This is a genomic window from Stenotrophomonas sp. YJH_SMC_33 (genome assembly GCF_059372295.1).
On record NZ_JCAFVJ010000019.1, the window covers coordinates 1 to 23,874 of the forward strand.

The 23,874-nt window shown below is 65.8% G+C and carries 19 protein-coding genes and 1 tRNA gene; 16 read left to right on the forward strand and 4 right to left on the reverse strand.

Features of this window, described 5'->3' with window-relative positions:
- Nucleotides 1-301 precede the first annotated feature (301 nt).
- From folP to AC5P9W_RS18990, 12 genes are all read left to right on the forward strand, one after another.
- Nucleotides 302-1,198, forward strand: coding sequence for a dihydropteroate synthase (gene folP / locus AC5P9W_RS18935; RefSeq protein WP_111104591.1), 897 nt, complete (start codon nucleotides 302-304; stop codon nucleotides 1,196-1,198).
- The gene (miaA, locus tag AC5P9W_RS18940; protein WP_021202262.1) at nucleotides 1,198-2,151 is read left to right on the forward strand and encodes a tRNA (adenosine(37)-N6)-dimethylallyltransferase MiaA; all 954 of its coding nucleotides are present in this window, start codon (nucleotides 1,198-1,200) and stop codon (nucleotides 2,149-2,151) included. The genes folP and miaA overlap by 1 nt, the downstream gene beginning before the upstream one ends.
- Before the next feature lie 96 nt (nucleotides 2,152-2,247).
- Nucleotides 2,248-2,523 carry an RNA chaperone Hfq gene (gene hfq, locus AC5P9W_RS18945; RefSeq protein ID WP_004152891.1) on the forward strand — a complete coding sequence of 92 codons (276 nt, stop codon included), beginning with the start codon at nucleotides 2,248-2,250 and terminating at the stop codon, nucleotides 2,521-2,523.
- Nucleotides 2,524-2,537: 14 nt separating this feature from the next.
- Nucleotides 2,538-3,848 carry a ribosome rescue GTPase HflX gene (gene hflX, locus AC5P9W_RS18950; RefSeq protein ID WP_206621946.1) on the forward strand — a complete coding sequence of 437 codons (1,311 nt, stop codon included), beginning with the start codon at nucleotides 2,538-2,540 and terminating at the stop codon, nucleotides 3,846-3,848.
- 118 nt (nucleotides 3,849-3,966) lie between these two features.
- Nucleotides 3,967-4,461 carry a CinA family protein gene (locus AC5P9W_RS18955; protein ID WP_005409020.1) on the forward strand — a complete coding sequence of 165 codons (495 nt, stop codon included), beginning with the start codon at nucleotides 3,967-3,969 and terminating at the stop codon, nucleotides 4,459-4,461.
- A gap of 34 nt (nucleotides 4,462-4,495) precedes the next feature.
- Nucleotides 4,496-6,178: a 2-polyprenylphenol 6-hydroxylase gene (gene ubiB, locus AC5P9W_RS18960; protein WP_111104594.1), complete on the forward strand. Its 1,683-nt coding sequence runs from the start codon at nucleotides 4,496-4,498 to the stop codon at nucleotides 6,176-6,178.
- Between the two features lie 209 nt (nucleotides 6,179-6,387).
- Nucleotides 6,388-7,023 (forward strand): transcriptional repressor LexA, encoded by a 636-nt coding sequence (gene lexA, locus AC5P9W_RS18965; protein WP_005412936.1) that lies wholly within the window; start codon nucleotides 6,388-6,390, stop codon nucleotides 7,021-7,023.
- A 204-nt stretch (nucleotides 7,024-7,227) separates the two neighbouring features.
- Complete coding sequence (gene recA, locus AC5P9W_RS18970; protein WP_026346904.1) at nucleotides 7,228-8,265, forward strand: recombinase RecA; 1,038 nt, start codon at nucleotides 7,228-7,230, stop codon at nucleotides 8,263-8,265.
- 110 nt (nucleotides 8,266-8,375) lie between these two features.
- Nucleotides 8,376-8,867 carry a recombination regulator RecX gene (gene recX, locus AC5P9W_RS18975; protein WP_021202260.1) on the forward strand — a complete coding sequence of 164 codons (492 nt, stop codon included), beginning with the start codon at nucleotides 8,376-8,378 and terminating at the stop codon, nucleotides 8,865-8,867.
- Nucleotides 8,868-8,976: 109 nt separating this feature from the next.
- Entirely contained in the window at nucleotides 8,977-11,625 is a 2,649-nt protein-coding gene (gene alaS, locus AC5P9W_RS18980) for an alanine--tRNA ligase (protein WP_188249833.1), read from the forward strand.
- A gap of 147 nt (nucleotides 11,626-11,772) precedes the next feature.
- Nucleotides 11,773-11,976 (forward strand): carbon storage regulator CsrA, encoded by a 204-nt coding sequence (gene csrA / locus AC5P9W_RS18985; protein WP_004152909.1) that lies wholly within the window; start codon nucleotides 11,773-11,775, stop codon nucleotides 11,974-11,976.
- A 78-nt stretch (nucleotides 11,977-12,054) separates the two neighbouring features.
- Nucleotides 12,055-12,147: transfer RNA gene (locus tag AC5P9W_RS18990), tRNA-Ser, on the forward strand.
- A gap of 95 nt (nucleotides 12,148-12,242) precedes the next feature.
- Here AC5P9W_RS18990 and AC5P9W_RS18995 read toward each other — a convergent pair.
- Nucleotides 12,243-12,698, reverse strand: coding sequence for a DUF4189 domain-containing protein (locus tag AC5P9W_RS18995; RefSeq protein WP_032953406.1), 456 nt, complete (start codon nucleotides 12,696-12,698; stop codon nucleotides 12,243-12,245).
- Between the two features lie 114 nt (nucleotides 12,699-12,812).
- Nucleotides 12,813-15,143 (reverse strand): TonB-dependent receptor, encoded by a 2,331-nt coding sequence (locus AC5P9W_RS19000; RefSeq protein WP_329866162.1) that lies wholly within the window; start codon nucleotides 15,141-15,143, stop codon nucleotides 12,813-12,815.
- A gap of 221 nt (nucleotides 15,144-15,364) precedes the next feature.
- Here AC5P9W_RS19000 and AC5P9W_RS19005 point away from each other — a divergent pair, with 221 nt between their 5' ends.
- Nucleotides 15,365-15,847, forward strand: coding sequence for a LuxR family transcriptional regulator (locus tag AC5P9W_RS19005; protein ID WP_206621966.1), 483 nt, complete (start codon nucleotides 15,365-15,367; stop codon nucleotides 15,845-15,847).
- 51 nt (nucleotides 15,848-15,898) lie between these two features.
- On the opposite strand, the gene aceE is transcribed toward AC5P9W_RS19005, so the two are convergent.
- Entirely contained in the window at nucleotides 15,899-18,571 is a 2,673-nt protein-coding gene (gene aceE, locus AC5P9W_RS19010) for a pyruvate dehydrogenase (acetyl-transferring), homodimeric type (RefSeq protein ID WP_111103865.1), read from the reverse strand.
- 245 nt (nucleotides 18,572-18,816) lie between these two features.
- Nucleotides 18,817-19,116 carry a hypothetical protein gene (locus AC5P9W_RS19015; RefSeq protein ID WP_021202538.1) on the reverse strand — a complete coding sequence of 100 codons (300 nt, stop codon included), beginning with the start codon at nucleotides 19,114-19,116 and terminating at the stop codon, nucleotides 18,817-18,819.
- Nucleotides 19,117-19,255: 139 nt separating this feature from the next.
- On the opposite strand from AC5P9W_RS19015, the gene AC5P9W_RS19020 reads away from it, so the two are divergent.
- The 3 genes from AC5P9W_RS19020 (at nucleotide 19,256) to AC5P9W_RS19030 (ending at nucleotide 23,867) form a co-directional block, all read left to right on the forward strand.
- Complete coding sequence (locus AC5P9W_RS19020) at nucleotides 19,256-19,771, forward strand: RNA polymerase sigma factor (RefSeq protein ID WP_180832963.1); 516 nt, start codon at nucleotides 19,256-19,258, stop codon at nucleotides 19,769-19,771.
- A complete protein-coding gene (locus AC5P9W_RS19025; RefSeq protein WP_180832965.1) occupies nucleotides 19,768-20,790 on the forward strand; it encodes a FecR family protein in 1,023 nt (340 codons plus the stop codon). The genes AC5P9W_RS19020 and AC5P9W_RS19025 overlap by 4 nt, the downstream gene beginning before the upstream one ends.
- 143 nt (nucleotides 20,791-20,933) lie before the next feature.
- The gene (locus AC5P9W_RS19030; protein WP_206621967.1) at nucleotides 20,934-23,867 is read left to right on the forward strand and encodes a TonB-dependent receptor; all 2,934 of its coding nucleotides are present in this window, start codon (nucleotides 20,934-20,936) and stop codon (nucleotides 23,865-23,867) included.
- Nucleotides 23,868-23,874 lie beyond the last annotated feature (7 nt).

A 23,874-nucleotide genomic window follows, 5' to 3' on the forward strand; every position in this document is an offset into this window, starting at 1 on the left:
GGCGGGGTGGGTCCGGTTGCGGGGGCGTGAGCCGCATGGGCCCGAGGCATGCCTCGGGCGGGTTGGGCAGGACGCCCAACCCCGGTCTTGCCGTGTGCGCAGGACAGCGCACACGAGCAAGCGGCGACCGAGCTTACATGGACGTACTTGCAGCGGCCCCCGCAACCGGACCCACCCCGCCTACCCTCAGGAAACCAGCCTCTGCTGTTGCTTGGGCTTTTGCTGTGGCCGTTGCCTCTGCGGGTGCAGGGCACCGCCCTGCCGAACTAAACTACCTGCCGTTGTCCCAGCAGGATTGCCCATGTTCGATACCTCGCCCCAGCTCGATTGCGCCGGCCGCATCCTGCGCCTCGACCGTGCCCGGGTCATGGGCATCGTCAACGTCACCCCGGACTCGTTCTCCGATGGCGGCGCGCACGACACCACCGAGGCCGCGGTCGCCCATGGCCTCAAGCTGGTCGAGGAGGGCGCGGACCTGCTGGACATCGGCGGCGAATCGACCCGCCCGGGCGCCGCGCCGGTCTCGATTGAACAAGAGCTGCGCCGGGTGATTCCGGTGATCGAGCAGCTGGCCGCACGCACCCGGGTGCCGATCAGCATCGACACCTTCAAGCCGGAAGTGATGCGCGCGGCGGTGGCGGCTGGCGCCGGCATGATCAATGACATCTACGGCCTGCGTCAGCAAGGGGCGCTGGACGCCGCCGCTGCAACCGGCGTGCCGGTGGTGCTGATGCACATGCAGGGCGAGCCGGGCCACATGCAGGCCGATCCGCAGTACGACGATGTGGTCGCCGAGGTCCACGGCTTCCTGGTCCAGCGCCTGTTCGCTGCCGAGATGGCGGGCATTGCGAAGAAGAACCTGCTGATCGATCTCGGTTTCGGTTTCGGCAAGACCACTGCCCACAACATGACCCTGCTGGCACGCTCCGAGCGGTTCCTGGAGCTGGGCGTGCCGATGCTGGCTGGCCTGTCGCGCAAGCGCAGCCTGGGCGAACTGACCGGTCGCGACACGCCGTCCGAGCGCGTGGCCGCCTCGTTGGCTGCGCACCTGATCGCGGTGCAGCGTGGCGCACGCATCGTGCGCGTGCATGACGTGGCCGCCACCGTCGATGCACTGAAGATCTGGCAGGCCGTCGAGGCCGTGCCAACGCCGCGCGCCGATGCCACGCCGACGATCCGCTGGCCGGACGAAGACTGATGGACATCGACCGGCGGCCACTGGCGATCGCCGTGATGGGGCCGACCGCCAGTGGCAAGACCGCCACCGCGATCGCCCTTGCGAAGCAGCTGGATGGCGAGATCGTCAGCGTCGATTCGGCGCTGGTCTATCGGCATCTGGATATCGGCTCGGCCAAGCCGGATGCGGCCGAGCGGGCGCAGGCGCCGCACCATCTTCTGGACCTGCGCGATCCGTGGCAGACCTATTCGGCGGCCGAGTTCGCCGCCGATGCCGGCCGCGTCGTGGCCGACATCGTGGCACGCGGCAAAACGCCGATCCTGGCAGGTGGCACGGGGCTGTACTTCCGGGCCCTGCTGCAGGGCCTGTCGCCGATGCCGGAGGCCGACCCGGTGATGCGCGAAGCACTCAGCACCGAGGCGGCCGAGCGGGGCTGGGCGGCACTGCACGCCGAGCTGGCCAAGGTCGACCCGGCCGCCGCCGCACGTATCCATGCCACCGACCCGCAACGCATCCAGCGGGCGCTGGAGGTCTATCGCCTCACCGGCACGCCGATCAGTGAATGGCAGCGCCGGCCGGGCGTCGCGCCGTTGCCGGTGCGCACCCTCAAGCTGATCCTCGCCCCGCGTGACCGCGCGGTACTGCACCAGCGCATCGAGGCGCGCTTCGACGCCATGCTGGCGCAGGGCTTCCTGGACGAGGTGCGGGCATTGCGTGCAATGCCGGAAATGACCGCCGTGGCGGCGCCGCTGGACCTGCCCGCGGTGCGCGCGGTTGGCTATCGCCAGGCCTGGGAATACCTGGACGGGGAGGGCGATGCTGCCCGTTTCCGGGACAAGGCCATCTTCGCCACCCGGCAGCTGGCCAAGCGCCAGCTGACCTGGCTGCGCGGCGAGCTTGATGCGCGCTGGTTCGACCCCCATGTCGATGGGGAGCGCCTGGCCGGCGCGGTGTCGACCTTCGTCGCACGCTGAACCCCCGCCAGCCGTGTAACATCATCGGTCGGCGGGCGGCTCGGGGGCCGTGGCAACCGTCGGCAACCCAATAAGAACAATAATCAGGAGTGTGCAATGTCCAAGGGGCAATCGCTGCAGGATCCTTTCTTGAACGCACTTCGGCGCGAGCGCGTGCCGGTTTCGGTGTACCTGGTCAACGGCATCAAGCTGCAGGGCACGATCGAGTCGTTCGACCAGTTCGTGGTCCTGCTGCGCAACACGGTCAGTCAGATGGTCTACAAGCACGCCATTTCCACGGTCGTTCCGGCACGTAACGTGAAGGTCGGTCCGGGCGGTGGTTACGTGCAGTCCGGTGAAGGTGGTCAGGCAGGTGATGAAGCAGACGAGTAAGACCGGAGCGGTGAATGTTTGACCGCTCGAAAAAGGGCGAACACGCCCTGTTGATCCAGCCCCATTTCGGCAAGCTGGAAGACGATGTGCTGGAAGAATTCGGTGATCTGGCCCGCTCGGCTGGGGCCAGCATCGCCGCGACGATCACTGCGCGCCTGGACCGACCGAATCCGTCGACCCTGATCGGCAGCGGCAAGCTGGACGAGATCAAGGCTGCGGCCGACGCCAGCGGTGCCGACCTGATCCTGGTCAACCATGCGTTGAGCCCGGGCCAGGAGCGCAACCTGGAACGGTTCCTGGAGCGCCGGGTGATCGACCGTACCGGCCTGATCCTGGATATCTTCGCCCAGCGTGCGCACAGCCACGAGGGCAAGCTGCAGGTCGAGCTGGCGCAGCTGCGGCATCTGGCCACGCGGCTGGTGCGCGGCTGGACCCACCTGGAGCGCCAGCGCGGTGGTTCAATTGGCCTGCGCGGCCCGGGTGAAACCCAGCTGGAAACCGACCGCCGCCTGCTGCAGAAGCGGGTCGAGCAGTTGCAGAAGCGCCTGGAAAAGGTGGAAGTGCAGCGCACCCAGATGCGTCGTGCGCGTGTGCGCAGCGAGCTGCCCCGTGTGGCACTGGTGGGCTACACCAACGCCGGCAAGTCGACCCTGTTCAACGCCATGACCGGCGCCGAGGCCTATGCCGCCGACCAGCTGTTCGCCACGCTGGATCCGACCGTGCGCCGCATCGCGGTGCCGGGCGGCAACGTGGTGCTGGCCGACACCGTTGGCTTCGTCCGCGACCTGCCGCATGACCTGGTCGCTGCGTTCCGCTCGACCCTGTCCGAGGCGCGCGAGGCCGATTTCCTGCTGCACGTGGTCGATGCTGCCGACCCGCACCGCGAGGAGCGCATCGCCCAGGTGGACGAAGTGCTGACCGCAGTCGGTGCCGGCGATCTGACGCAGCTGCTGGTGTTCAACAAGATCGACCGCATTGACGGCGCCGACGTGCGCCACGACGGCCAGGACGGTATCCCGGACGAATCGCGTCGCGAGCGGGTGTGGATTTCCGCGCGTGACGGTCAGGGCTTGGAGCTGTTGCAGGCGGTGCTGGGCAAGCGCCTGGGCCTGCAGCATGTCACCGGCGAACTGCGTCTTCCCCCGGATGCAGGCCGCCTGCGCGCGCGCCTGCACCAGCTGGAGGTGATCCGCAGCGAGCAGGCCGATGAGGATGGTTGGCTGCTGCAGGTCGACCTGCCGATCGCCGAAGCCGAAAAGCTGGCCGCCAGTGCCGATGGCGCCCCGATCCGCGCGCTGCTGCCGGAAAAACTGCCGGAGTGGTGAGGTAGCGACCGGTGCCCGGTAGTGCCGGCCGCTGGCCGGCAACGCAACCGTGCCGGAGGGGCGCGACATCCGCCTGTCATCTGCGGTACAACGTGTTCTTCACCCCACCGTCATGCCGATGTCCATCCCCACCGACGCCGATCTCAATGCCCAGTCCGCCGCGCTCGGACAGCGCCTGCAGCAGGCCTCGCTGCAGCTGGTGACCGCCGAAAGCTGCAGTGGTGGCTGGATCGCCAAGTGCATGACCGACATTGCCGGCTCGTCGGCGTTCTTCGACTGCGGCATGGTGGTCTACAGCTACGAAGCCAAGCAGCGCCTGCTCGGCGTGCGCGCGCAGACCCTGGAGCAGTTCGGTGCGGTCAGCCGCGAAACCGTGCTGGAAATGGTCTCCGGCGCGCTGGTCAATTCCGGTGCCGGCATCGCCGTGGCGGTGACCGGCATTGCCGGCCCCGGTGGCGGGAGCCCGGACAAGCCGGTCGGCAGTGTCTGGATTGGCTGGAAGCGCCGTGGCGGCTATGCCCGCGCCGAGCTGTTCCAGTTCGACGGCGACCGCGAAGCCATCCGCCGGCAAACCGTGGCGGCGGCATTGCGCGGTATCGACGCCCAGCTGTGACATGCTGCTCCGGTAATCGTCCGGAGCACGCATGATGTGGGAGACGCTGGGTACTGTCCGTGACCTGGGCCGACTGCAGGAAATCGCCGTCGTCCTGATCCGCTATGGCTTCGGCGACGTGGTGCGGCGCATCGGCTTGGCCACCACGCTGGAGCGGGCAGGGCGCCTGCTGCACTGGAACGAGGACCGCCAGGAACTGCTGCGGATGACCGCGCCGGTGCGTGTGCGCAGCGCTATGCAGGATCTGGGTCCCACTTTCGTCAAGCTAGGGCAGGTGCTGGCGACGCGCGTTGACCTGCTGCCGCCGGAATGGATCGCTGAACTGTCCGAACTGCAGAACGCGGTGCCGGCGCTGCCGTACGCGGATATCCGCGAGCAGCTCGAAGCCGACCTTGGCGCCTCGCCGACGGAGGTGTTCGCCTTCCTCGATGAAACCCCGATGGCCGCCGCCTCGCTGGCGCAGGCCCATCGCGCCCGGCTCCACGATGGCCGTGAGGTGGTGCTGAAAATCCGGCGGCCCGGCATCCGCGATGTGGTCGAGGCCGATCTGCGGCTGCTGGCCCGCCTGGCCGAGATTGTCGAGGCGCGGCTGCCGGACCTGCGCCGCTATCGTCCGGCCGAGGTCGTGCAGCAGTTCACCGTGTCGCTGCGACGCGAACTGGATTTCGCCGCCGAATGCCGTAACGCCGAACGCATCGCGCGCAACTTCAGCGGTCGTGACGACATCCTGATCCCCACCGTGCACTGGCAGTGGACCTGCGAAAGCCTGAACGTGCAGGACTTCGTCGACGGCATTCCCGGCCGTAACCTTGCCGGTGTCGATGCGGCCGGGCTGGACCGCCGCGAACTGGCCCGGCGCGGCGCCGGCATCGTGTTGAAGATGGTGTTGGAGGACGGCAGCTTCCACGCGGATCCACACCCGGGCAACATCATCTACCTGCGCGACGGCCGCATCGGCGTGATCGATTTCGGCATGGTCGGCGCGCTGTCCGAGGTGCGCCGCTTCCAGGTCGCGCAGCTGCTGCACGGGCTGGTCGAGCAGGACCCGCAGGGCGTGGCCGACGTGTTGCTGGACTGGGCCGGTGGCGTGGAAGTGGACGAGAACCGGCTGCAGCACGACATCAGCCAGTTCGTCGACCAGTACCGCGGCGTGCCGCTGAAGGACCTGCGTATCGGCCTGATGCTGGGCGATATCACCCAGCTGCTGCGGAGCTACAGTCTGACGTTGCCGGCCGATCTGGCGCTGATGATCAAGGCCTTCCTGACCCTGGAAGGCATGGGCCGCCAGCTCGACCCGGATTTCGACATGGCCAGTGCCGCGCGCCCGTTCCTGGAGCGGGTAGTGCTGCAGCGCTATGCGCCCAGGGCGCTGCTCAAGCGTGGCCGCCGCAGCCTGCTGGGGTTGGTCGACTTCGCCGGTGAGCTGCCGCGCGACCTGCGCAAGCTGGTGCAGGCGGCGCGCCGCGGACGACTGCAGCTGAAGGTCGAAACCACCGCGCTGCAGGGCTTCGGCGAACAGGTGAACCGTGCGGCAAACCGGCTGGTGGTAGGCGTGATCACGGCTGCCCTGATCATCGGCTCGTCGATCGTGATGCACAGCGTCGGCGGGGTTTCCAGCCGCTGGCTGCTGGCGCTGGGCGTGTGCGGCTTCATCGGCGCCGGCTTCTGTGGTGTGTGGATCCTGTTCTCCATATGGAGGAGCGGCAAGCACACATAGTGTGCTTGCCGCAGCGGTTCCCCATCGGAACCGTGGAATCGCTGCGCGATTCCTGTAGGGCCGACCGCTGGTCGGCTGCTCTTGCTTTTGCCTTTGCCGCCCGGCCATTGGCCCAACTGCCGAGCATGGCTCGGCACTACAGATCCCCATCACCTGTTTGTCGTACCCGGCACTTGCAGTTGTATGCGTTAGTAGTAATACTACTAACCATGGACCTGACCGACACCCAGCAGGCGATCCTGCAGTTGATCGCCGAGCGTATCGAGAGCGAAGGCGCACCGCCCTCGCAGACTGAAATCGCACGTGCGTTCGGCTTCAAGGGCGTGCGCGCGGCCCAGTACCACCTGGAAGCCCTGGAGCAGGCCGGTGCGATCCGTCGCATCCCGGGCCAGGCGCGCGGCATCCGCCTGGTGCAGGCGCCGCCGGTCGAGAAGCTGGCCGAGCCGGGCCTGCCCGACAGTGTGCTGCGCCTGCCGGTGCTGGGCCGGGTTGCGGCCGGCCTCCCGATCGGCGCCGACATCGGCTCGGACGATTTCGTGGTGCTGGACCGGGTGTTCTTCTCGCCAGCGCCGGACTACCTGCTGAAGGTGCAGGGCGATTCGATGATCGACGAGGGCATCTTCGACGGTGACCTGATCGGTGTGCACCGCACCCGCGACGCCCATTCCGGGCAGATCGTGGTGGCGCGCATCGATGACGAGATCACGGTCAAGCTGCTGAAGATCGCCAAGGACCGCATCCGCCTGCTGCCGCGCAATCCCGATTACAAGCCGATCGAGGTGCTGCCGGACCAGGATTTCGCGATCGAGGGCCTCTATTGCGGCCTGCTGCGGCCCAACCGTTGACCCGTTCCATAGCGCATTACCCCGCGGTCTTTTGTGGCGATTCTCTGGTTCCACTGAGGTTGGTACGGATGTCCGATAATTCTTTTCAGAGCGCCGGGCAGAATCTCAGCCTGTGCGATACGTCCGACTTAAAGTGAACCCATGGCAAAGAAGACCCCCAAAGACAGCACCCCCAACGACATGACCTCTGCAAGGACCAATACGATGGACGAGAACAAGAAGCGCGCCTTGGCTGCTGCTCTGGGCCAGATCGAGAAGCAGTTCGGCAAGGGCTCGGTGATGCGCATGGGTGACCGCGTGGTCGAGCCCGTCGAAGCCATCCCGACCGGTTCGCTGATGCTCGACATCGCACTGGGCATTGGCGGTCTGCCGAAGGGCCGTGTCGTTGAGATCTACGGGCCGGAATCCTCGGGCAAGACCACCCTGACCCTGCAGGCCATCGCCGAGTGCCAGAAGATGGGCGGTACCGCAGCTTTCATCGACGCCGAGCACGCGCTTGACCCGATCTATGCCGCCAAGCTGGGCGTGAACGTGGACGACCTGCTGCTGTCGCAGCCGGATACCGGTGAGCAGGCGCTGGAAATCGCCGACATGCTGGTCCGTTCGGGCTCGGTCGACATCCTGGTGGTCGACTCGGTCGCCGCACTGACCCCGAAGGCCGAAATCGAAGGCGAGATGGGTGACCAGCTGCCGGGTCTGCAGGCCCGCCTGATGAGCCAGGCGCTGCGCAAGTTGACCGGCAACATCAAGCGCTCCAACACCCTGGTGATCTTCATCAACCAGCTGCGCATGAAGATCGGCGTGATGATGCCGGGCCAGAGCCCGGAAACCACCACGGGCGGCAACGCGCTGAAGTTCTATGCCTCGGTCCGCCTGGACATCCGCCGTATCGGCGCGATCAAGAAGGGTGACGAGATCATCGGCAACCAGACCAAGATCAAGGTGGTCAAGAACAAGCTGGCGCCTCCGTTCAAGCAGGTCATCACTGAGATCCTGTACGGCGAAGGCATCAGCCGCGAGGGCGAACTGATCGACATGGGCGTGGATGCCAAGCTGGTCGAAAAGGCCGGCGCCTGGTACAGCTACGGTGAAGAACGCATCGGCCAGGGCAAGGACAACGCCCGCGGCTACCTGCGCGACAACCCGACCGTCGCTGCAAAGCTCGAGGCAGAACTGCGCGAGAAGTTCCAGCCGGCCGAAGCGGCCCGCGAGGATGGTGACGACGAAGGCGACGACGAGTAAGGCTTGCTGTGGGGCAGGGCGGCGCCGTCAGTGACGTCGCCCTGTCCCGCAGGTTCGAATCGCCCATGGATGGGCTGGGTGCCACGGATGGCGCCACCCTTGGAGTACCCATGTCCGACGCCGAAGACATTCCGACCGGCCGCAAGCGCCGACCGCGTGAGCAGACTCCCGTGCAGCGGGCGCTGGGCCTTCTGGTCCGCCGCGAACACTCGCGCAAGGAACTCACCCGCAAGCTGACCGCCCGTGGCATTGAAGACGAAGCCGCGCAGGCCGCTGTCGCCAAGCTGACCGAGGCCGGCTGGCAGGACGACACCCGCTTCGCTGAGAACCTGGTGCGGATGCGCGCCAACACCGGCTATGGGCCGATCCATGTCCGCGCCGAGCTTGGCACCCACGGCCTGGACAGTGCCGCGATTGCCGCAGCGATGGACAGCTACGAAGGCGACTGGCAGGAAAATGCTCGCGATCTGGTCCGCAGGCGCTTTGGCGAGGCCGGCCCGCAGGACCTGGCGCAGCGGCGCAAGGCCGCCGATCTGCTGGCCCGACGGGGCTTCGACGGCGACAGCATCCGCCGCGCGACCCGCTACGACCCGGATGACTGAGACTGGCGGCGCCGGGCCTGATACCCTTTAGGTTTTCGGCGGTCCCTCGCGACCCTGGCCAACGCGGCCGGTGGTCCGGGTCCGCCGGCCCGCAGACTGCCAGCCCCCAATGAACGCATCCGCCAAATTCACGACTTCCCAGATCCGCAGCGATTTCCTTGAATTCTTCAAGGGCAAAGGCCACACCATCGTGCCGTCGGCGCCGCTGGTGCCGGGCAACGATCCGACCCTGCTGTTCACCAACTCCGGCATGGTGCAGTTCAAGGACGTGTTCCTCGGCGCGGAAAAGCGCAGCTACGTGCGCGCGGCCGATGTCCAGCGCTGCCTGCGCGCGGGCGGCAAGCACAACGATCTCGACCAGGTTGGCTACACCGCACGCCACCACACCTTCTTCGAGATGCTGGGCAACTGGTCGTTCGGCGATTACTTCAAGAAGGACGCGATCGCCTGGGCCTGGGAGCTGCTGACGCAGGTCTGGAAGCTGCCGGCCGAGCGCCTGCTGGTTACCGTGTACCAGACCGACGACGAAGCCTACGAACTGTGGCGTGACATGGTCGGTGTGCCGGAAGAGCGCATCGTGCGCATCGGCGACAACAAGGGCGCACCGTTCGCCTCGGACAACTTCTGGCAGATGGCCGACACCGGTCCGTGCGGCCCGTGCACCGAGATCTTCTATGACCACGGCGACCACATCGCCGGTGGCCCCCCGGGTTCGCCGGATGAAGACGGCGACCGCTTCATCGAAATCTGGAACCTGGTGTTCATGCAGTTCGACCGCCAGCCCGACGGCACCCTGGTGCCGCTGCCGGCGCCGTGCGTGGATACCGGCATGGGCCTGGAGCGACTGGCGGCGATCCTGCAGCACGTTCACACCAACTACGAGATCGACCTGTTCCAGGCGCTGATCCGCAAGGCCGCCGAGCTGACCGGCACCGCCGACCTGGAAAACAAGTCGCTGCGCGTGATCGCCGATCACATCCGCGCCTGTTCGTTCCTGATCGTCGATGGCGTGCTGCCGTCCAACGAAGGCCGTGGCTACGTGCTGCGCCGTATCATCCGCCGCGCCCTGCGCCACGGCTGGATGCTGGGCGTGCGGCAGCCGTTCTTCAGCAAGCTGGTGCCGACCCTGGTCGAGCAGATGGGCGAGGCCTATCCGGAACTGCCGGCGGCGGTGGACACCGTCACCCGTGCGCTGCAGGCCGAAGAAGAGCGTTTCGCCGAAACCCTCGATGCCGGCATGAAGATCTTCGAGGACGTGGCGGGCAAGGCCAGCAACGGCGTGATCCCGGGCGTTGACGCCTTCCGCCTTTACGACACCTACGGTTTCCCGCTCGACCTGACCCAGGACATCGCCCGCGAGCGCGACCTGACCGTCGACATCGCCGGCTTCGACGCCGCAATGGAGCAGCAGCGCGAGACCGCACGCGCAGCCGGCAAGTTCGGCGGCGGCGTGACCCTGCCGGCCGAGCTGGTGGCAACGCTCAGCCCGACCCTGTTCCTGGGCTATGACCGCCTGCAGGCCGACGGCCTGAGCGTGCTGGCCCTGCTCAAGGACGGCCGTCCGGTGCAGTCGGCCGATGCCGGTGATTCGGTCATCGTGATCACCAACCAGACCCCGTTCTACGCCGAATCCGGCGGCCAGGTCGGTGACACGGGCGTGCTTGCCGGCAACGGCGTGCGCCTGGTGGTGGAAGACACCCAGAAGTTCGCTGGCCAGTTCCATGGCCACGTCGGCACCCTGTCCGACGGCGGCCTGAAAGTGGGCGATGTGCTGTCCGGCCAGGTCGATGGCGAGCGCCGCGGCGCCACCATCCTCAACCACTCGGCAACGCACCTGCTGCATGCCGCCCTGCGCGAAGTGCTGGGCACCCACGTGCAGCAGAAGGGCTCGCTGGTCGCGCCGGACCGCCTGCGTTTCGACTTCTCGCACTTCCAGCCGATCAGCGCGGAAGAGCTTGCCGTGATCGAGCGCAAGGTCAACCAGCAGGTACGCGCAAACAACGCGGCCGAAGTCCACAACATGGGCATGCAGGAAGCGCTGGACTTCGGCGCGATGGCCCTGTTCGGCGAGAAGTACGGCGAGCACGTGCGCGTGCTGAAGATGGGTGACTACTCCACCGAGCTGTGCGGTGGTACCCACGTCAACCGTACCGGCGACATCGGCCTGTTCAAGATCACCTCCGAGGGCGGTGTCTCGGCCGGCGTGCGCCGTATCGAGGCGGTCACCGGCCAGGGCGCTCTGGATTACGTGGACGCCGAGGAGGCCCGCCTGGCCGAAGCCGCTGAACTGCTCGGCGGCAGCGCCGCCGACGTGGTCGAGAAGATCCGTGCCCTCGGCCAGCGCCAGAAGCAGCTGGAGCGCGAACTGGAGGCCGTGAAGGCCAAGGTCGCCGCCGGCGCCACGGCCGACCTGTCCGGCCAGGCCGTCGAGGTTGCCGGCGTGAAGGTGCTGGCCGCCCGCCTGGAGGGCTTCGATGCCAAGGCCCTGCGTGACGCCATGGACCGCCTCAAGCAGCAGCTGGGCGATGCGGTGATCGTGCTGGCCGGTGCCCAGGACGGCAAGGCTGCCCTGGTTGCGGGTGTGAACGGCAGCGCAATGGGCAAGGTCAAGGCCGGGGAACTGTTGTCCCATATCGCCAGTCAGATCGGGGGCAAGGGCGGCGGACGCCCGGACCTCGCCCAGGGTGGTGGCGAGGACGGGCCCGCCCTTGCCACCGCGCTGGCTGCGGTCGTCGAATGGGTCAGCCCCCGCCTGTGATGAACCTGGCCGTCCCCCTCCTTGTAGGAGCGGGACGGCTGACGGTACCATTGCGAATCTTTTCCCTTTGTCGTGGTAGCGCTTCTTGACGGAGCGTCAAGCCGGTGGGGGATACCCTTCCACACGGTTCCATGGAGACTTACAAAAATGTTGATCCTGACTCGCCGCGTCGGCGAAACCCTGATGATCGGTGACTCGGTGAGCGTCACCGTGCTTGGCGTCAAGGGTAACCAGGTGCGTATCGGCATCACCGCGCCGAAGGACGTCGCTGTGCATCGCGAAGAGATCTATCAGCGCATCCAGCGTGGTGATGAAGCCGGTGGCACCGGCAGCGAAAATTCTGCCGAATAACGCTTTACCTTCGCACTCGATTAACGTTATGATTCACGCCCCGCTGAGGTGCAACGCACCAGATGCGGAGAAAACCCCGGAGTGATGCCCGAGTGGCCGAAGGGGCTCCCCTGCTAAGGGAGTATAGGGTCAAAAGCTCTATCGAGGGTTCGAATCCCTCTCACTCCGCCAGATATAAAGAAGCGCCTGCAGATCCTCGATCTGCAGGCGTTTTTCTTTGTTCAACGCGGTAACACACGGCCGCGCCGCACGGGCGTTGTGCAGGCCTAGTGGGTGGTGCCAGCCGCGTCCTGCCCGACTTCGGGCGAGGAATAGAGCCTGGGCTCCGGCACCGCATGACCCGGATGAGCGGGCGGCGCAATGCCGCTTGGCGTTTCGCGCCAGAGAATTGCCAGTGTGCAGTCATTGGCACGTTGCCTGCACATTCTTTCCGCTTTGCGTTGTGCGGCGTCCGCCGTCTTTTCCCCAAGTGCAAAGCCCATGGCGACGGTGCCGGTAGCGATCGCCGAATATCCCACCGCGGTAGTCGTGGCAGTCTGCGCGCAGTTGCGGGACCGAACGGCGCAGTGCTGCAGTGCGCGCTGCATCGCAGCCGACAGCGTGCTGTGGTTCATGGCGTAGCCGTAGCGGCCATCGTCGTCGTAGACGATGGCGGAGGCCGCGTTGGCGCCGGATGACAGGCACAGCAACAGGCCAAGTGACAGGGGGCGCATCCAGTTCATTCCCATCTCCATTTTCTGCTGATGGTGGATCAGACCGGGTTTGAAGCGCAACGTTGCCGCCACTACGCCGAGCCCGCAGTTCATCGAACCGCGGGCGGCGCCATCGGTTGACCGTCAGAGCCTAACCGTCACCCCCACCTGGAAACCACGCCCCGGCAACGGCGCGATGTACTTCAACGGCGAGTTGTGCGGGCGTGCTTCTTCATTGAGCAGATTGCTGCCGTTGACGAACACCTCCATGCCGGCGATGTAGCTGTTGCGTACCGGCAGCTCACGGCTGACCTGCAGGTCGACCAGGTTGAAGGCATCCAGTGGCACTTCCTCGCTGACGTTGCGGCCGAGGTACTTCTGCGTGTCGTAGTAGGTGCTGGACAGCTGCGCCTTCCAACCCTCGCGTTGCCACTGCAGATTGGCGCCGTAGCGGTTGGTCGGCATGTTCGGCAGGTACTCGCCGTCGTTGTGGGCACGCAGCGAATCGGGGTGATCGGCCTTGTTCTTCACCAGGTCGGCGAAGGCGGAGATGTTCAACGTGCCATAGCGGCCAAGGTCCAGGGCCTGCGATGCGTCGATCTCGAAGCCCTTCACCGTGGTGTCGGTCTGCTTCCAGTATTTCAGCGGCAGGCGGTTGGCGGTCTGCACGCCCGAGTAACCCAGGTACAGATAGTTCTCGTACTTCATCCGATACGCGGTGGCCGACAGTTCGAACCCTCCGATATGGAACAGGCCGGTCAGCTCCAGGTTTTTCGCGCGCTCTGGCTCGAGGTTCTGGTTGCCTTCTTCCTGGGTCATCACCGAGTAGTGCGCGTTGCTCGCATACAACTCATTGATCTCCGGTGCGCGCTGCGAGGACGAGTAGCGCACCTTGGCGGCGAACAACGGACCGAGCTCGACATACGATCCCAAGCTGTAGCTGTTGAGCCGGTAGTCGCGGTCCTGCAGTTTCGTGTTGGCGGCATTGCGCGCGGTCTTGAAGCGGCTTGGTTGCAGGTCATGGTCAACGCGCTCGTGGCGCACGCCAGCGTCGAAACTGGCCCAGCCGAAGTCCAGCGTCTCCTTCAGGAACACCGCGTTGCTGCGGGTGTCGACGTCAGGCAGGTAGCGCAGCGAGCCGCTGCCGGTGACATCGCGCGACTGGTGGCTGTAACCGAGCAGGCCGCTGAGCGGACCGACACGCTGATGGCTCAACAGCAGTTCGGCCTGGGTGCTCTCGAAATCGTAGTCGTTGGCCCGGGTGGCACCCAGCCGTTCGCCCGAGGTGTTGTCCAGCTTCGAAACACGCAGTTCGGCGCGCTCGAACCACGGCAGCGGATCACGCAACAGGGCTTCCAGTGCGTAGCGTTCCTGCTCGATCACTACGCCCACCGGCAATGCGTTGGCGTAGTTGGAACCGAACGACAGGTTCTGCATCGAGAACCCGGGCACGCCGTATTCGCTGTCCTTGGCATCGATGCTGACACCCACGTAACCACGGTCGAAGAACAGGGTCGACCCGAACGCCACCTGCGAATTGCGCGCGTAACTGTTGCCCAACCGGTGATGGTAATCGGGCGTCACGTCGTTGTTGATCTGCTTCTGCACGTACGAAGGCGTGCCGGGTACGTAGGCCGGGTTGACCGGATTGATGTAGGTACGGCGTTGCCAGACCGAAGTCGGGTTGTTGGTGTAGAACGAGAAATCACCATCGGCCCAGTCCGGGTTCTCGGTCATGAACTGGTCGATGTAAGGTTGCGAGGCCTTGTTGTAGATCTGCTGGACGCGCGCCTCCTTCTGGCAGCTGTCGGCCAGCGCCGAGTTGACGCCGCCGGTGGGCGGAAACAGTCGGGTATTGCAGACACTGGCCTTGCTGTTGCCGGGGATGTCGTAGTGCGAGATGCGCTGCCGAGAGACCTGCAGGTTGGTCGAGACGTTGCGCTGGTTGTTGAAGTTCATGCGGAAGCCCTGCGCGTCCGCAGCATTGAAGCCCTTGCGCAGGACCAGTTCCATCGACTGGTCCTTGTCTTCCATGCTGCGCGGGATCAGGCCCGGATCGATCTCCACGCTGCCTCCGATCGCATTGCCGCCGTAGCGCACGGTGTCGGAGGACTTGTTGACGGTCACACTGCGTACGAACAGCGGATCGAACGGAATGTTGATGTCGCCGCTGATCGCGTTCATGCCAAGGATGGACTGGCCGTCCTGCAGGATCTGCACGCGGTTGCCGCTGAGGCTGCGGATGACCGGAGCGCCCGCGTTTGGCCCGAAGGCGCTGCTCTGCACGCCGGAGACGTGTTCGAGCAGGCCGCCGAGGGTGCGGTTCTGCGCATGTGGGTTGTCGACAGTGACCCGGGTGTCGATGCGCGAGGGCTGGGAGGCCTGGACCTGGAGGGTGGGGAGGGTGGGTTCGTCTGCGGCCTGGGCGGTGTGGACGGCGAACAGAATGGCAGCAGCAAGCAGATGGCAACGCATGACACGCTCCGTGAAGATTACGTGAAATGTTATAACGTAACTATTGCGGACAACAAGGGCGTTTTGGCTCTAGTCGCGAGGCCGAACACACGGGAGGCGCGAATGAGGTTGCCGGCCGTTCAGCGCTCTGCCTTGTGCGGGGCGCCGATGCTGTGCACGATCCGGATGCTGCGCCCCACAGCGCTTCACGCAGCATCTTCTTCACGGAAACGGAGCAACGTATGAAGCTGCTGTCCGCTGTGTTGTTGTCTGCGCTTTCGCTGGCCGCCGTTCCGGCGCTGGCCGTGGAGGCTTCGCCCTCACCGCTGCTGGGACGCTGGTCGCTGGACATTGCCACCTCGGCGCTGCCCGAGGCGCAGCGCCCGAAACAGGTGGTGCTGGAATTCAAGGATGCCGGGGGTGGACGCTGGAGTTCGCACGTCGACATCGTCCTGCACGACGGCAGGACCATGAAGTCCGATGGCACGCTGTCCCTCGACGGCACGCCGGGGCCTTTGTCCGGCACCTACGGCGCGGACAAGACCAACCTGAAACTGCCGGCGCCGAACACCCTGGTGATGCAGCTGGTGGACCACGGCACGCCGGCCTCCACCCGCATCTATACCGTGGCGGCCGACCGTACGACGATGACCGAGACCAAGGCGTTCTACGGTCACGACGGTACGCCGATCCTGCAGACCAATCTGTTCAAGCGGATACCGTAGCGGCGCCGCCTGCACCACGCCCGCACAGCGGGCGTGGTGAATGCAGCAGCCTTACACCGCGGCCGGGTCGCGCTTGCCGGCGTCGATGCCGTACTTGTCGATCGCCTCCTGCATCCGCGAGCGTTCGATGCGACCTTCGTCGGCCAGCGACTTCAGGGCCGCCAGCACGATGAAGTGGCGATCCACTTCAAAGAACGTGCGCAGTGATTCACGCGTGTCGGAGCGGCCGAAGCCATCGGTGCCGAGTGCGATGAAGCGGCGATCGTTGATGAAGGGACGGATCTGGTCACCGACGATCTTCATGTAGTCGGTGGCCACCACCACCGGGCCTTCATGACCCTGCAGGCATTGCTGCACGTAGGGCACGCGCGGGGCCTCGGCCGGATGCAGCAGGTTCCAGCGCTCGGCGGCCAGCCCGTCGCGGCGCAGTTCGGTCAGGCTGGTCGCGCTCCACACATCGCTGGCGATGCCGAAGTCCTGCTGCAGCAGGTCTGCCGCGGCTTCCACTTCGCGCAGGATCGCGCCGCTGCCCATCAGCTGCACGCGTGGCTGCCGAGCGTTGCCGGCGGCTGCTGGATGCAGCAGGTACAGGCCCTTCAGGATGCCGGCCTCGGCGCCCTCGGGCAGTGCCGGCTGCGGGTAGTTCTCGTTGAGTACGGTGATGTAGTAGTAGATGTCTTCCTGCTCGACATACATGCGGCGCAGGCCGTCGTGGATGATCACCGCCAGCTCGTAGTTGTAGGTCGGGTCGTAGGACACGCAGCTCGGGATCACCGACGAGAGCACGTGGCTGTGGCCGTCATCGTGTTGCAGGCCTTCGCCCATCAGCGTGGTACGGCCCGACGTGGCACCGAGCAGGAAGCCCCGGGTACGCGCATCGGCTGCAGCCCAGGCGAGGTCGCCGACGCGCTGCAGGCCGAACATCGAGTAGAAGATGTAGAACGGAATCGTGGCCAGGCCGTGGTTGCTGTAGGCGGTGCCGGCGGCGATCCACGAGCAGATCGCACCGGATTCGTTGATGCCTTCCTGCAGGATCTGGCCGTCCTTGGCTTCCTTGTAGTAGCTCAGCTGGCCCGCATCCTGCGGCGTGTACAACTGACCCAGGTACGAATGGATGCCGATCTGGCGGAACAGGCCTTCCATGCCGAAGGTGCGCGATTCATCGGGCACGATCGGAATGACCAGCTTGCCCAGCTCCGGGTCCTTCAGCAGGCTGGTGAGGATGCGCACGAAGCCCATGGTGGTGGATTGGCCGCGATCGCCGCTGCCCTGCAGCTGGGTGTTGAAGATCGACAGCGGCGGCAGCGGCAGCGGATCGACCTTCGCCAGCCGCGCCGGCAGCTGGCCGCCCTGGATGCGGCGGCGCTCGGCGAAGTAGGCCGCCTCGGGGCTGCCCGGCTCCGGTCGCAGATACGGCATGTCCTCCAGCTGCTCGTCGCTGACCGGCAGGTTGAAGCGATCGCGGAAGGCACGCACCGCATCGGCGCTCATCTTCTTCAGCTGGTGGTTGATGTTCTGGCCTTCGCCGGCTTCGCCCATGCCGAAACCCTTGACCGTCTTGGTCAGGATCACTGTCGGCCGGCCGCGGGTGTTCACCGCCTGCTGGTAGGCAGCGAAGACCTTCTGCGGATCATGGCCGCCACGCGCCAGCGCCCAGATGTCGTCGTCGCTCATATGCGCGACCAGTTCCAGCAGCTCAGGGTAGCGGCCGAAGAAATGCTCGCGCACGTAGGCACCGCTCTGCGACTTGAAGGTCTGGTAGTCACCATCCACGCATTCCATCATGCGCTGGCGCAGCAGGCCGCTGTGGTCGCGGGCCAGCAGGTCGTCCCAGCCACTGCCCCAGATCAGCTTGATCACGTTCCAGCCGGCCGCGCGGAAGGTGCCTTCCAGTTCCTGGATGACCTTGGCGTTGCCGCGCACCGGCCCGTCCAGGCGCTGCAGGTTGCAGTTGACCACGAACACGATGTTGTCCAGCCGCTCGCGGCCGGCCAGCGAGATCGCCGCCAGCGATTCGGGCTGATCCATTTCGCCATCGCCGAGGAAGGCCCAGACCTTGCGGCCCTGGTGCTCTTTCAGGCCGCGGTATTCCAGGTAGCGCATGTAGCGCGCCTGGTAGGCAGCGGTCAACGGGCCCAGCCCCATCGACACGGTGGGGAACTGCCAGAACTCCGGCATCAGGCGCGGGTGCGGATATGAGGACAGGCCTTCGCGGCCGGCTTCGCGGCGGAAGTTGTCCATCCGTGCCGGATCGATGCGGCCTTCCACGTACGCGCGGCCGTAGATCCCTGGCGCGGAGTGGCCCTGGATGTAGATCATGTCGCCGTCGAAGGTGTCGGTACGGCCACGAAAGAAATGATCGAAGCCCACGTCGTACAGCACTGCCGCCGACTGGTAGGTGGCGATGTGGCCGCCGACGTTGGAATGCTTGCCGGCACGCAGCACCATCACCATCGCGTTCCAGCGGATCATCGCGTTCAGGCGGCGCTCGATGGCCAGGTCACCCGGGTAGGCCGGCTGGCGCTCGGGCGGGATGGTGTTGACGTAGGCGGTCCAGGCACGGGTATGCAGGTCGCCGTGCTGCCGGGCGTCCAGATCGCTCAGCTGGTCGATCAGGTAGTGCGCGCGCGGCCGGCCGCCGGCCTGCATCACCGCCTCCAGCGATTCACGCCACTCCTGGGTTTCCAGTGGATCGGTATCGAAGGGAATGAGGGCTTGGTTCATGGCTGTCTCCAGAGGGCGCCGGTCGGAGGTCTGCCTGGGCGACAACACCGGCAGGGCGCACAGCACTGGAGCGGGGTCGCAATGGCGGGCGCCGTGACGCGAAGGGCGACCGTGGCGGCCACCGAGAAGACAAGCGTATGCCTGCCCCCCACGCCTCGATAGGCGGGCGGGGCTTGGGTCTCTGGCAAGCAAGGGTTGGTGCCGCGCGCCGTATCATGGGCCGATGCGCTGGGCGCGGCCGCTGATCAGGCCGGGGGCAGCCCCGACAGGAACACCGGGATGATCGCCACGCCGACGCCCAGCAGGCACCAGGCGACGACGGGCAACCAGCGCGCCAGGCGTTGGGCGGGTTCCGGTGCACGACGACCGCCGATCCACAACAGCAGCGTGAGCACACCTAGCGCATAGGCGAGGACGACGATTACCGGATGCACATGGATGACCCGGCTGGGCGGCCACATCTGCTGCTGGTAGGCGGTGGTGTGGGCGACCAGCAGCAGGAACAGCAGGCTGCTGAGGGTGTTGATGGCGGTGCGGGCGTTCATTGCGGGGCACTCCTTGTGCCGGCTGCCGGGACATTGCAGGGGCCGCATTCTAGCGGCTGCCTGCCGGTCGTTGAAACGCCACTGTCATCGATGGCGGTCACCCTGCGGGGCTTTCCAGCCTCGGGGTGGTTGGCCGGCCGTGAACAGCGTGAGGATCTGGGAGAAAAGCTACGCGCTGCGGCGCCGGCTACTGCGTGGCTTCTTCCTGCGTCGCGGTTCGGCCAGCGAGGATGCCGAAGACCTGGCGCAGGAGGTCTACCTGCGCCTGCTGCGCAGCACCGGCGAAGATGCCGATGCGGTCGAGAACCCGGAAGCCTACCTGTTCACCGTGGCGGCGAACCTGGCGCGCGAGCATGCGCGCGCGCGGTCGTCGCTGCCGCCGCTGGAAGACGTCGACCTGCTGGCCGAAGTGCTGAAAAGCGAAGAAGACATCGAAGGTGATTTCGAGCGTGCGCAGCGCTGGAACGATATCCGCAGCACCATCGCACGACTGCCGGCAACCACGCGGCGGGTGATGGAGCTGCACTACCGCGACGGACTGGACTGCCCGGCAATCAGCCAGCAGCTGCAGGTGTCGGTGCACATGGTGCGCAAGCACATCGGCAAGGGGCTGGAGGCCTGCAGGAAGGCGCTGGGCGCCAGGGAGCTCACATGAACCGGACCTCATCGCCCGTGGCCGACGACACGATCGCCTGCGAGGCCATGGACTGGTTCCTGGGCAACCGCGAGGGGCCGTTGGATGAGGCCGGGCGCCTCGCGTTCCTGGACTGGATGAAGCGCTCGCCGGAGCATGTGCGCGCCTACTTGCGCGTGCTCTCGTTGCACCGGCAGGTGGGCGAAGCGCTGCAATCGTCGTTGGCTGACGAGGCGCCGCCGCTGCGGGAGGCGACGTCGGCCAAGGTGGTGCCGCTGTTCGGTGGCGTGCACGCGCCGCCGCGCGCTGTGCCGCGGCGCGGTCGTGCGCGCTGGTGGGTGGCAGCTGCCGCAGCCTGTATCACCCTGCTCGGCGTGGGCCTGGTTCCGCAGGTGATGCCCACCGAGCAGCTTTACAGTGCCGGACAGGGCGAACTTCGCGACCTGGTGCTGCCCGACCAGACCCAGGTGCAGCTCAACGCGGACAGCCGCCTGCGGGTACGCATGGGCTGGTTCAGCCGCAAGGTGGAGCTGCTGCAGGGTGAGGCCACGTTCGACATCGCCCGCGACCGCCGTCCGTTCGAGGTGCAGGTGAACGGCCTGGAGATCCGGGATATCGGCACGGTATTCGATGTATCGCGACGGCTGCAGAGCACGCGCATCGGCGTGGTCTCCGGCGAGGTGGAGGTATGGAGCCAGGGTGCGGACGCCCGGCGTCTTGCGCAGCTGGGCGAAGGCCGAGTGGTGCAGGTCGACGCGGGCAGCCATGCGGTCGAGTCCTTGGACCTGCCATTGTCGATGCTGCTGGATTGGCAGCAACGCAAGGTGTCCTTCCTGGATGAGCGGCTGGACGAGGTGGCCGCTGCCTTCAACCGGCACAACCAGGTGCAGGTCCGCGTGCTGGACGAAGGCGCGGCATCGGCACGGTTGTCGGGCAGTCTCGATGCGCATCGCATCGGTGCGCTGCAGGCCTTCCTCGAACGCGACCCGCGTTTCGTGGTGAGGCGCGAAGGCGACACCGTGCGGGTTGGCAGTCGCTGAGGCCGAAATGGCCGTGGACTGTCAAAAAAAATTCATCGAATCCGCGTTCTCCACTTCGGTGGATGCGGGCTCTTACTTGGGAGAAGCCGCTGCCGAGCCACGCAGCGGCGCCTGCTGCCTTCTCTCTCTTCCAAGGACCCGTGATGCGCAACACGCTCTACCTGTCGATCATCCTCGCCCTGTCTCCCTGCAGCGTGCCGCTGGCCTTCGCCGCCGGTGCCGATGGCCTGGAGGCGCGTGTATCCACGCCGATCGCGGCGCAGCCGTTGGCGCGTGCGCTGGAGCAGTTGTCACGCAGTTCCGGGGTGCAGTTCCTGTACTCGGCCGGCGGTGATGCCCGCATGGCCGGTGCGGTGCCGCGCGGTGCCACCGTCAGGCAGGCGCTGGACGCGCTGCTGGCCGGTACCGGCCTGGGGTACACCGTGGTGGATGGCAATGTCATCGCCATCGATCCGGCGCCAGCACGCAACCAACCGAAGCCGGCCGCGCCGAAGCCGCGCGAGGCCGAGGCAATGGTGGCGCCGACCCTGGACACGGTGAAGGTGATTGCTGCACATGAGGTCATCGACCAGAAGAAGCGCTCACCGGTGATCAAGGATTCGGTGGTGTACGACGAGATGGACAGCTACGGCGACGAGACCCTGGCCGAGAGCCTGATGGCCGCTCCAGGCCTGAGTGCGGTGGAGGATGCCGGTGAGCCACGTTACGTGACCGTGCGCGGCGTACAGGCCAACCTCAACTACACCACCATCGATGGCATCGCGATTGCCAGCGTGGGGGGCAGTGGCTCCGGCGAGCGCATGAACAACCTGCAGCTGATTCCCAGCGACATCGGCACCCGTACCGACATCTACAAGAGCTTCAGTGCGGAGCAGGCACCGGATGCGATCGGCGGCGTGATCGACATCATCAGCCGCAGTGCCTTCGACCGGTCAGGCAAGTACGTGTTTGCCGATGTGGCAGGCATCTATTCCACCGCCGAGACCAACGTCGAGCGCAGCGCAGGCGGCAACCACGAGACCCTGGGTCACTTCGGCAAGAGCGCCAAGATGGTGTTCTCAAACCAGTTTGGTGTCGACCAGGAGTTCGGCATCGTTGCGGTGGCACGCTACGAGCAGCGTTCGCGCAACAGCGTCAAGCGCTGGGTGGAGTCGAACTACTACTACAACGACGCAGGCAAATACCTCACCGACGGTACCACGGGCCCGGACGAGGCCAAGGGCTGGAACGGGCTGCGTGCGCCTGGCAACTTCAGCACCGGCACCTATACCAACTTCATCACCAACTTCGGTGGCTCCGCCAAGCTTGAGTGGAAGCCCTCGGACGATCCGTTCTACGCATCGCTGCTGCTGTACTCGTACCGGTTCTACGAGAACTCGACGATGAACAAGACCGATCTGTACGGCAATGCCAAGTTCCCGATCCGCAACCAGACCGAGGACAGCGGCACCACCCAGATCAACAGCATCTACATCAAGAACCGTCACGACCGCTGGGACCGCAGCAACCGTGGTGCCATCGCCAGTTTCAACTGGGACATGGGCGACCGTTCGCGCCTGACCCTGCGCGGTGGCCACACCGAAGAGACCTTCCACAACAGCCAGGTCTACTGGGGTGTACGCGCCTACCCCAGCAATCTGTTCGTCGACTACGAGAACGACAGCCACGGGTTCCCCAACGCGGTGGCGGTTTCCGATTCCAGCCTGCTGACCAGTTCCGCATTCAAGCTCAATCCGGCGCAGGCCTACGTCTCCCCGCGCGATGCCAAGGAGAGCATCGACAACCTGCGCGCCGATTTCAGCTACAACATCGACGCCGATGCGCGTGGCTTCGGCCTGGCCACCGGCGCCGAGTACCGCCACCTGAAGATCTGGCAGGACATCGACTTCGACTACTTCAAGAGCAGCGCCACGCTCAACGACTACCTGTATCCGGGTTCGACACTGCTGGGCAGCGTGCCCGGCTTCCCGCTGATCGACAACCGCAAGTGGACCGAGGAACTGCTGCCGAAACTGGGCAGCAACAATGCGGCGTATCCGAATGCCAACTTCACCAGCGACTACAAGTACGTGGAGGACATCACCAATGCCTATGTATCCGCGCACTACGCCTGGGACCGGCTGCTGCTGATCGGCGGCCTGCGCTACGACCACACCCGCTTCGATGCCTACAGCCCGTTCAGCGATGATGGCGGCGCTACCTATACCTCTGCGTTCCGCAACACGAGCGGTGGCTACAACAACCTGCTGCCCTCGTTGAACGCAACCCTCAAGCTCACCGAGGACCAGCGCCTGCGCTTCTCCGCCAGCCGCACGCTGGGCCGGCCGACGCCGAGCAACATCGCCCAGGCCACCAGCACCAGCTGTGGCGATGACGAGGAGGGCAGGGGCTTCTGCACCATCAAGCAGGGCAATGCCGATCTGCAGCCGCGCCGTTCCACCAACATCGACCTTGCATGGGACCTGTACTTCAACGGCAACAACGGCCTGGTCTCGGTGGCGTTGTTCGACAAGGTGATCAAGGACGACATCTACACCCTGACCACCTTCGAGAACGTGGGTGATACCCGCTATCGGGTCACCCAGCCGATGAACACCGATGAGTCGAAGCTGCGCGGTGTCGAGTTCGCGGTGGCCAACCGCAACCTGCAGTGGGGCCGCCAGCGCTTCGACATGTACTTCAACGCCACGCGGCTGGAAGGGCAGACCGACTACCGCATCAGTGATGGCACCGCGCGCCACCTGGATCGCCTGCTGTACCAGCCGGACTGGTCGCTCAATGGTTCGGTGATCTGGCGCATGCCGTGGAGGAGCGCGCAGCTGCGCCTTTCCGGAACCTACCGCAGCCGGATGCTGGTCGACTTCGGTGACACCGAATGGCTGGATTCGTACTACGACCCGTACATGACGTTCAACATGGCCTTCAGCCACAAGGTCGGCAGGCACGTGACGCTGAAGTACGAAGCCAAGAACCTGTTCAACACCCAGCCGACCTACAGCACCGGCCCGAATGGGCGCTTCCGTACCGAGATCGACGACTACGGCCGCTTCTTCTACTTCCACATCATCTACAACTGAGGGCAGC

What these genes read in the sequence shown, in the direction of transcription:
- csrA (WP_004152909.1), top strand. Translation starts at nt 11,773, where the DNA reads ATGTTGATCCTGACTCGCCGCGTCGGCGAAACCCTGATGATCGGTGAC.
- recA (WP_026346904.1), top strand. Translation starts at nt 7,228, where the DNA reads ATGGACGAGAACAAGAAGCGCGCCTTGGCTGCTGCTCTGGGCCAGATC.
- folP (WP_111104591.1), top strand. Translation starts at nt 302, where the DNA reads ATGTTCGATACCTCGCCCCAGCTCGATTGCGCCGGCCGCATCCTGCGC.
- aceE (WP_111103865.1), bottom strand. Translation starts at nt 18,571, where the DNA reads ATGAACCAAGCCCTCATTCCCTTCGATACCGATCCACTGGAAACCCAG.
- miaA (WP_021202262.1), top strand. Translation starts at nt 1,198, where the DNA reads ATGGACATCGACCGGCGGCCACTGGCGATCGCCGTGATGGGGCCGACC.
- AC5P9W_RS19030 (WP_206621967.1), top strand. Translation starts at nt 20,934, where the DNA reads ATGCGCAACACGCTCTACCTGTCGATCATCCTCGCCCTGTCTCCCTGC.
- AC5P9W_RS19025 (WP_180832965.1), top strand. Translation starts at nt 19,768, where the DNA reads ATGAACCGGACCTCATCGCCCGTGGCCGACGACACGATCGCCTGCGAG.
- AC5P9W_RS19000 (WP_329866162.1), bottom strand. Translation starts at nt 15,143, where the DNA reads ATGCGTTGCCATCTGCTTGCTGCTGCCATTCTGTTCGCCGTCCACACC.
- AC5P9W_RS18955 (WP_005409020.1), top strand. Translation starts at nt 3,967, where the DNA reads ATGTCCATCCCCACCGACGCCGATCTCAATGCCCAGTCCGCCGCGCTC.
- ubiB (WP_111104594.1), top strand. Translation starts at nt 4,496, where the DNA reads ATGTGGGAGACGCTGGGTACTGTCCGTGACCTGGGCCGACTGCAGGAA.
- hfq (WP_004152891.1), top strand. Translation starts at nt 2,248, where the DNA reads ATGTCCAAGGGGCAATCGCTGCAGGATCCTTTCTTGAACGCACTTCGG.
- recX (WP_021202260.1), top strand. Translation starts at nt 8,376, where the DNA reads ATGTCCGACGCCGAAGACATTCCGACCGGCCGCAAGCGCCGACCGCGT.
- AC5P9W_RS19005 (WP_206621966.1), top strand. Translation starts at nt 15,365, where the DNA reads ATGAAGCTGCTGTCCGCTGTGTTGTTGTCTGCGCTTTCGCTGGCCGCC.
- AC5P9W_RS18995 (WP_032953406.1), bottom strand. Translation starts at nt 12,698, where the DNA reads ATGAACTGGATGCGCCCCCTGTCACTTGGCCTGTTGCTGTGCCTGTCA.
- lexA (WP_005412936.1), top strand. Translation starts at nt 6,388, where the DNA reads ATGGACCTGACCGACACCCAGCAGGCGATCCTGCAGTTGATCGCCGAG.
- alaS (WP_188249833.1), top strand. Translation starts at nt 8,977, where the DNA reads ATGAACGCATCCGCCAAATTCACGACTTCCCAGATCCGCAGCGATTTC.
- hflX (WP_206621946.1), top strand. Translation starts at nt 2,538, where the DNA reads ATGTTTGACCGCTCGAAAAAGGGCGAACACGCCCTGTTGATCCAGCCC.
- AC5P9W_RS19015 (WP_021202538.1), bottom strand. Translation starts at nt 19,116, where the DNA reads ATGAACGCCCGCACCGCCATCAACACCCTCAGCAGCCTGCTGTTCCTG.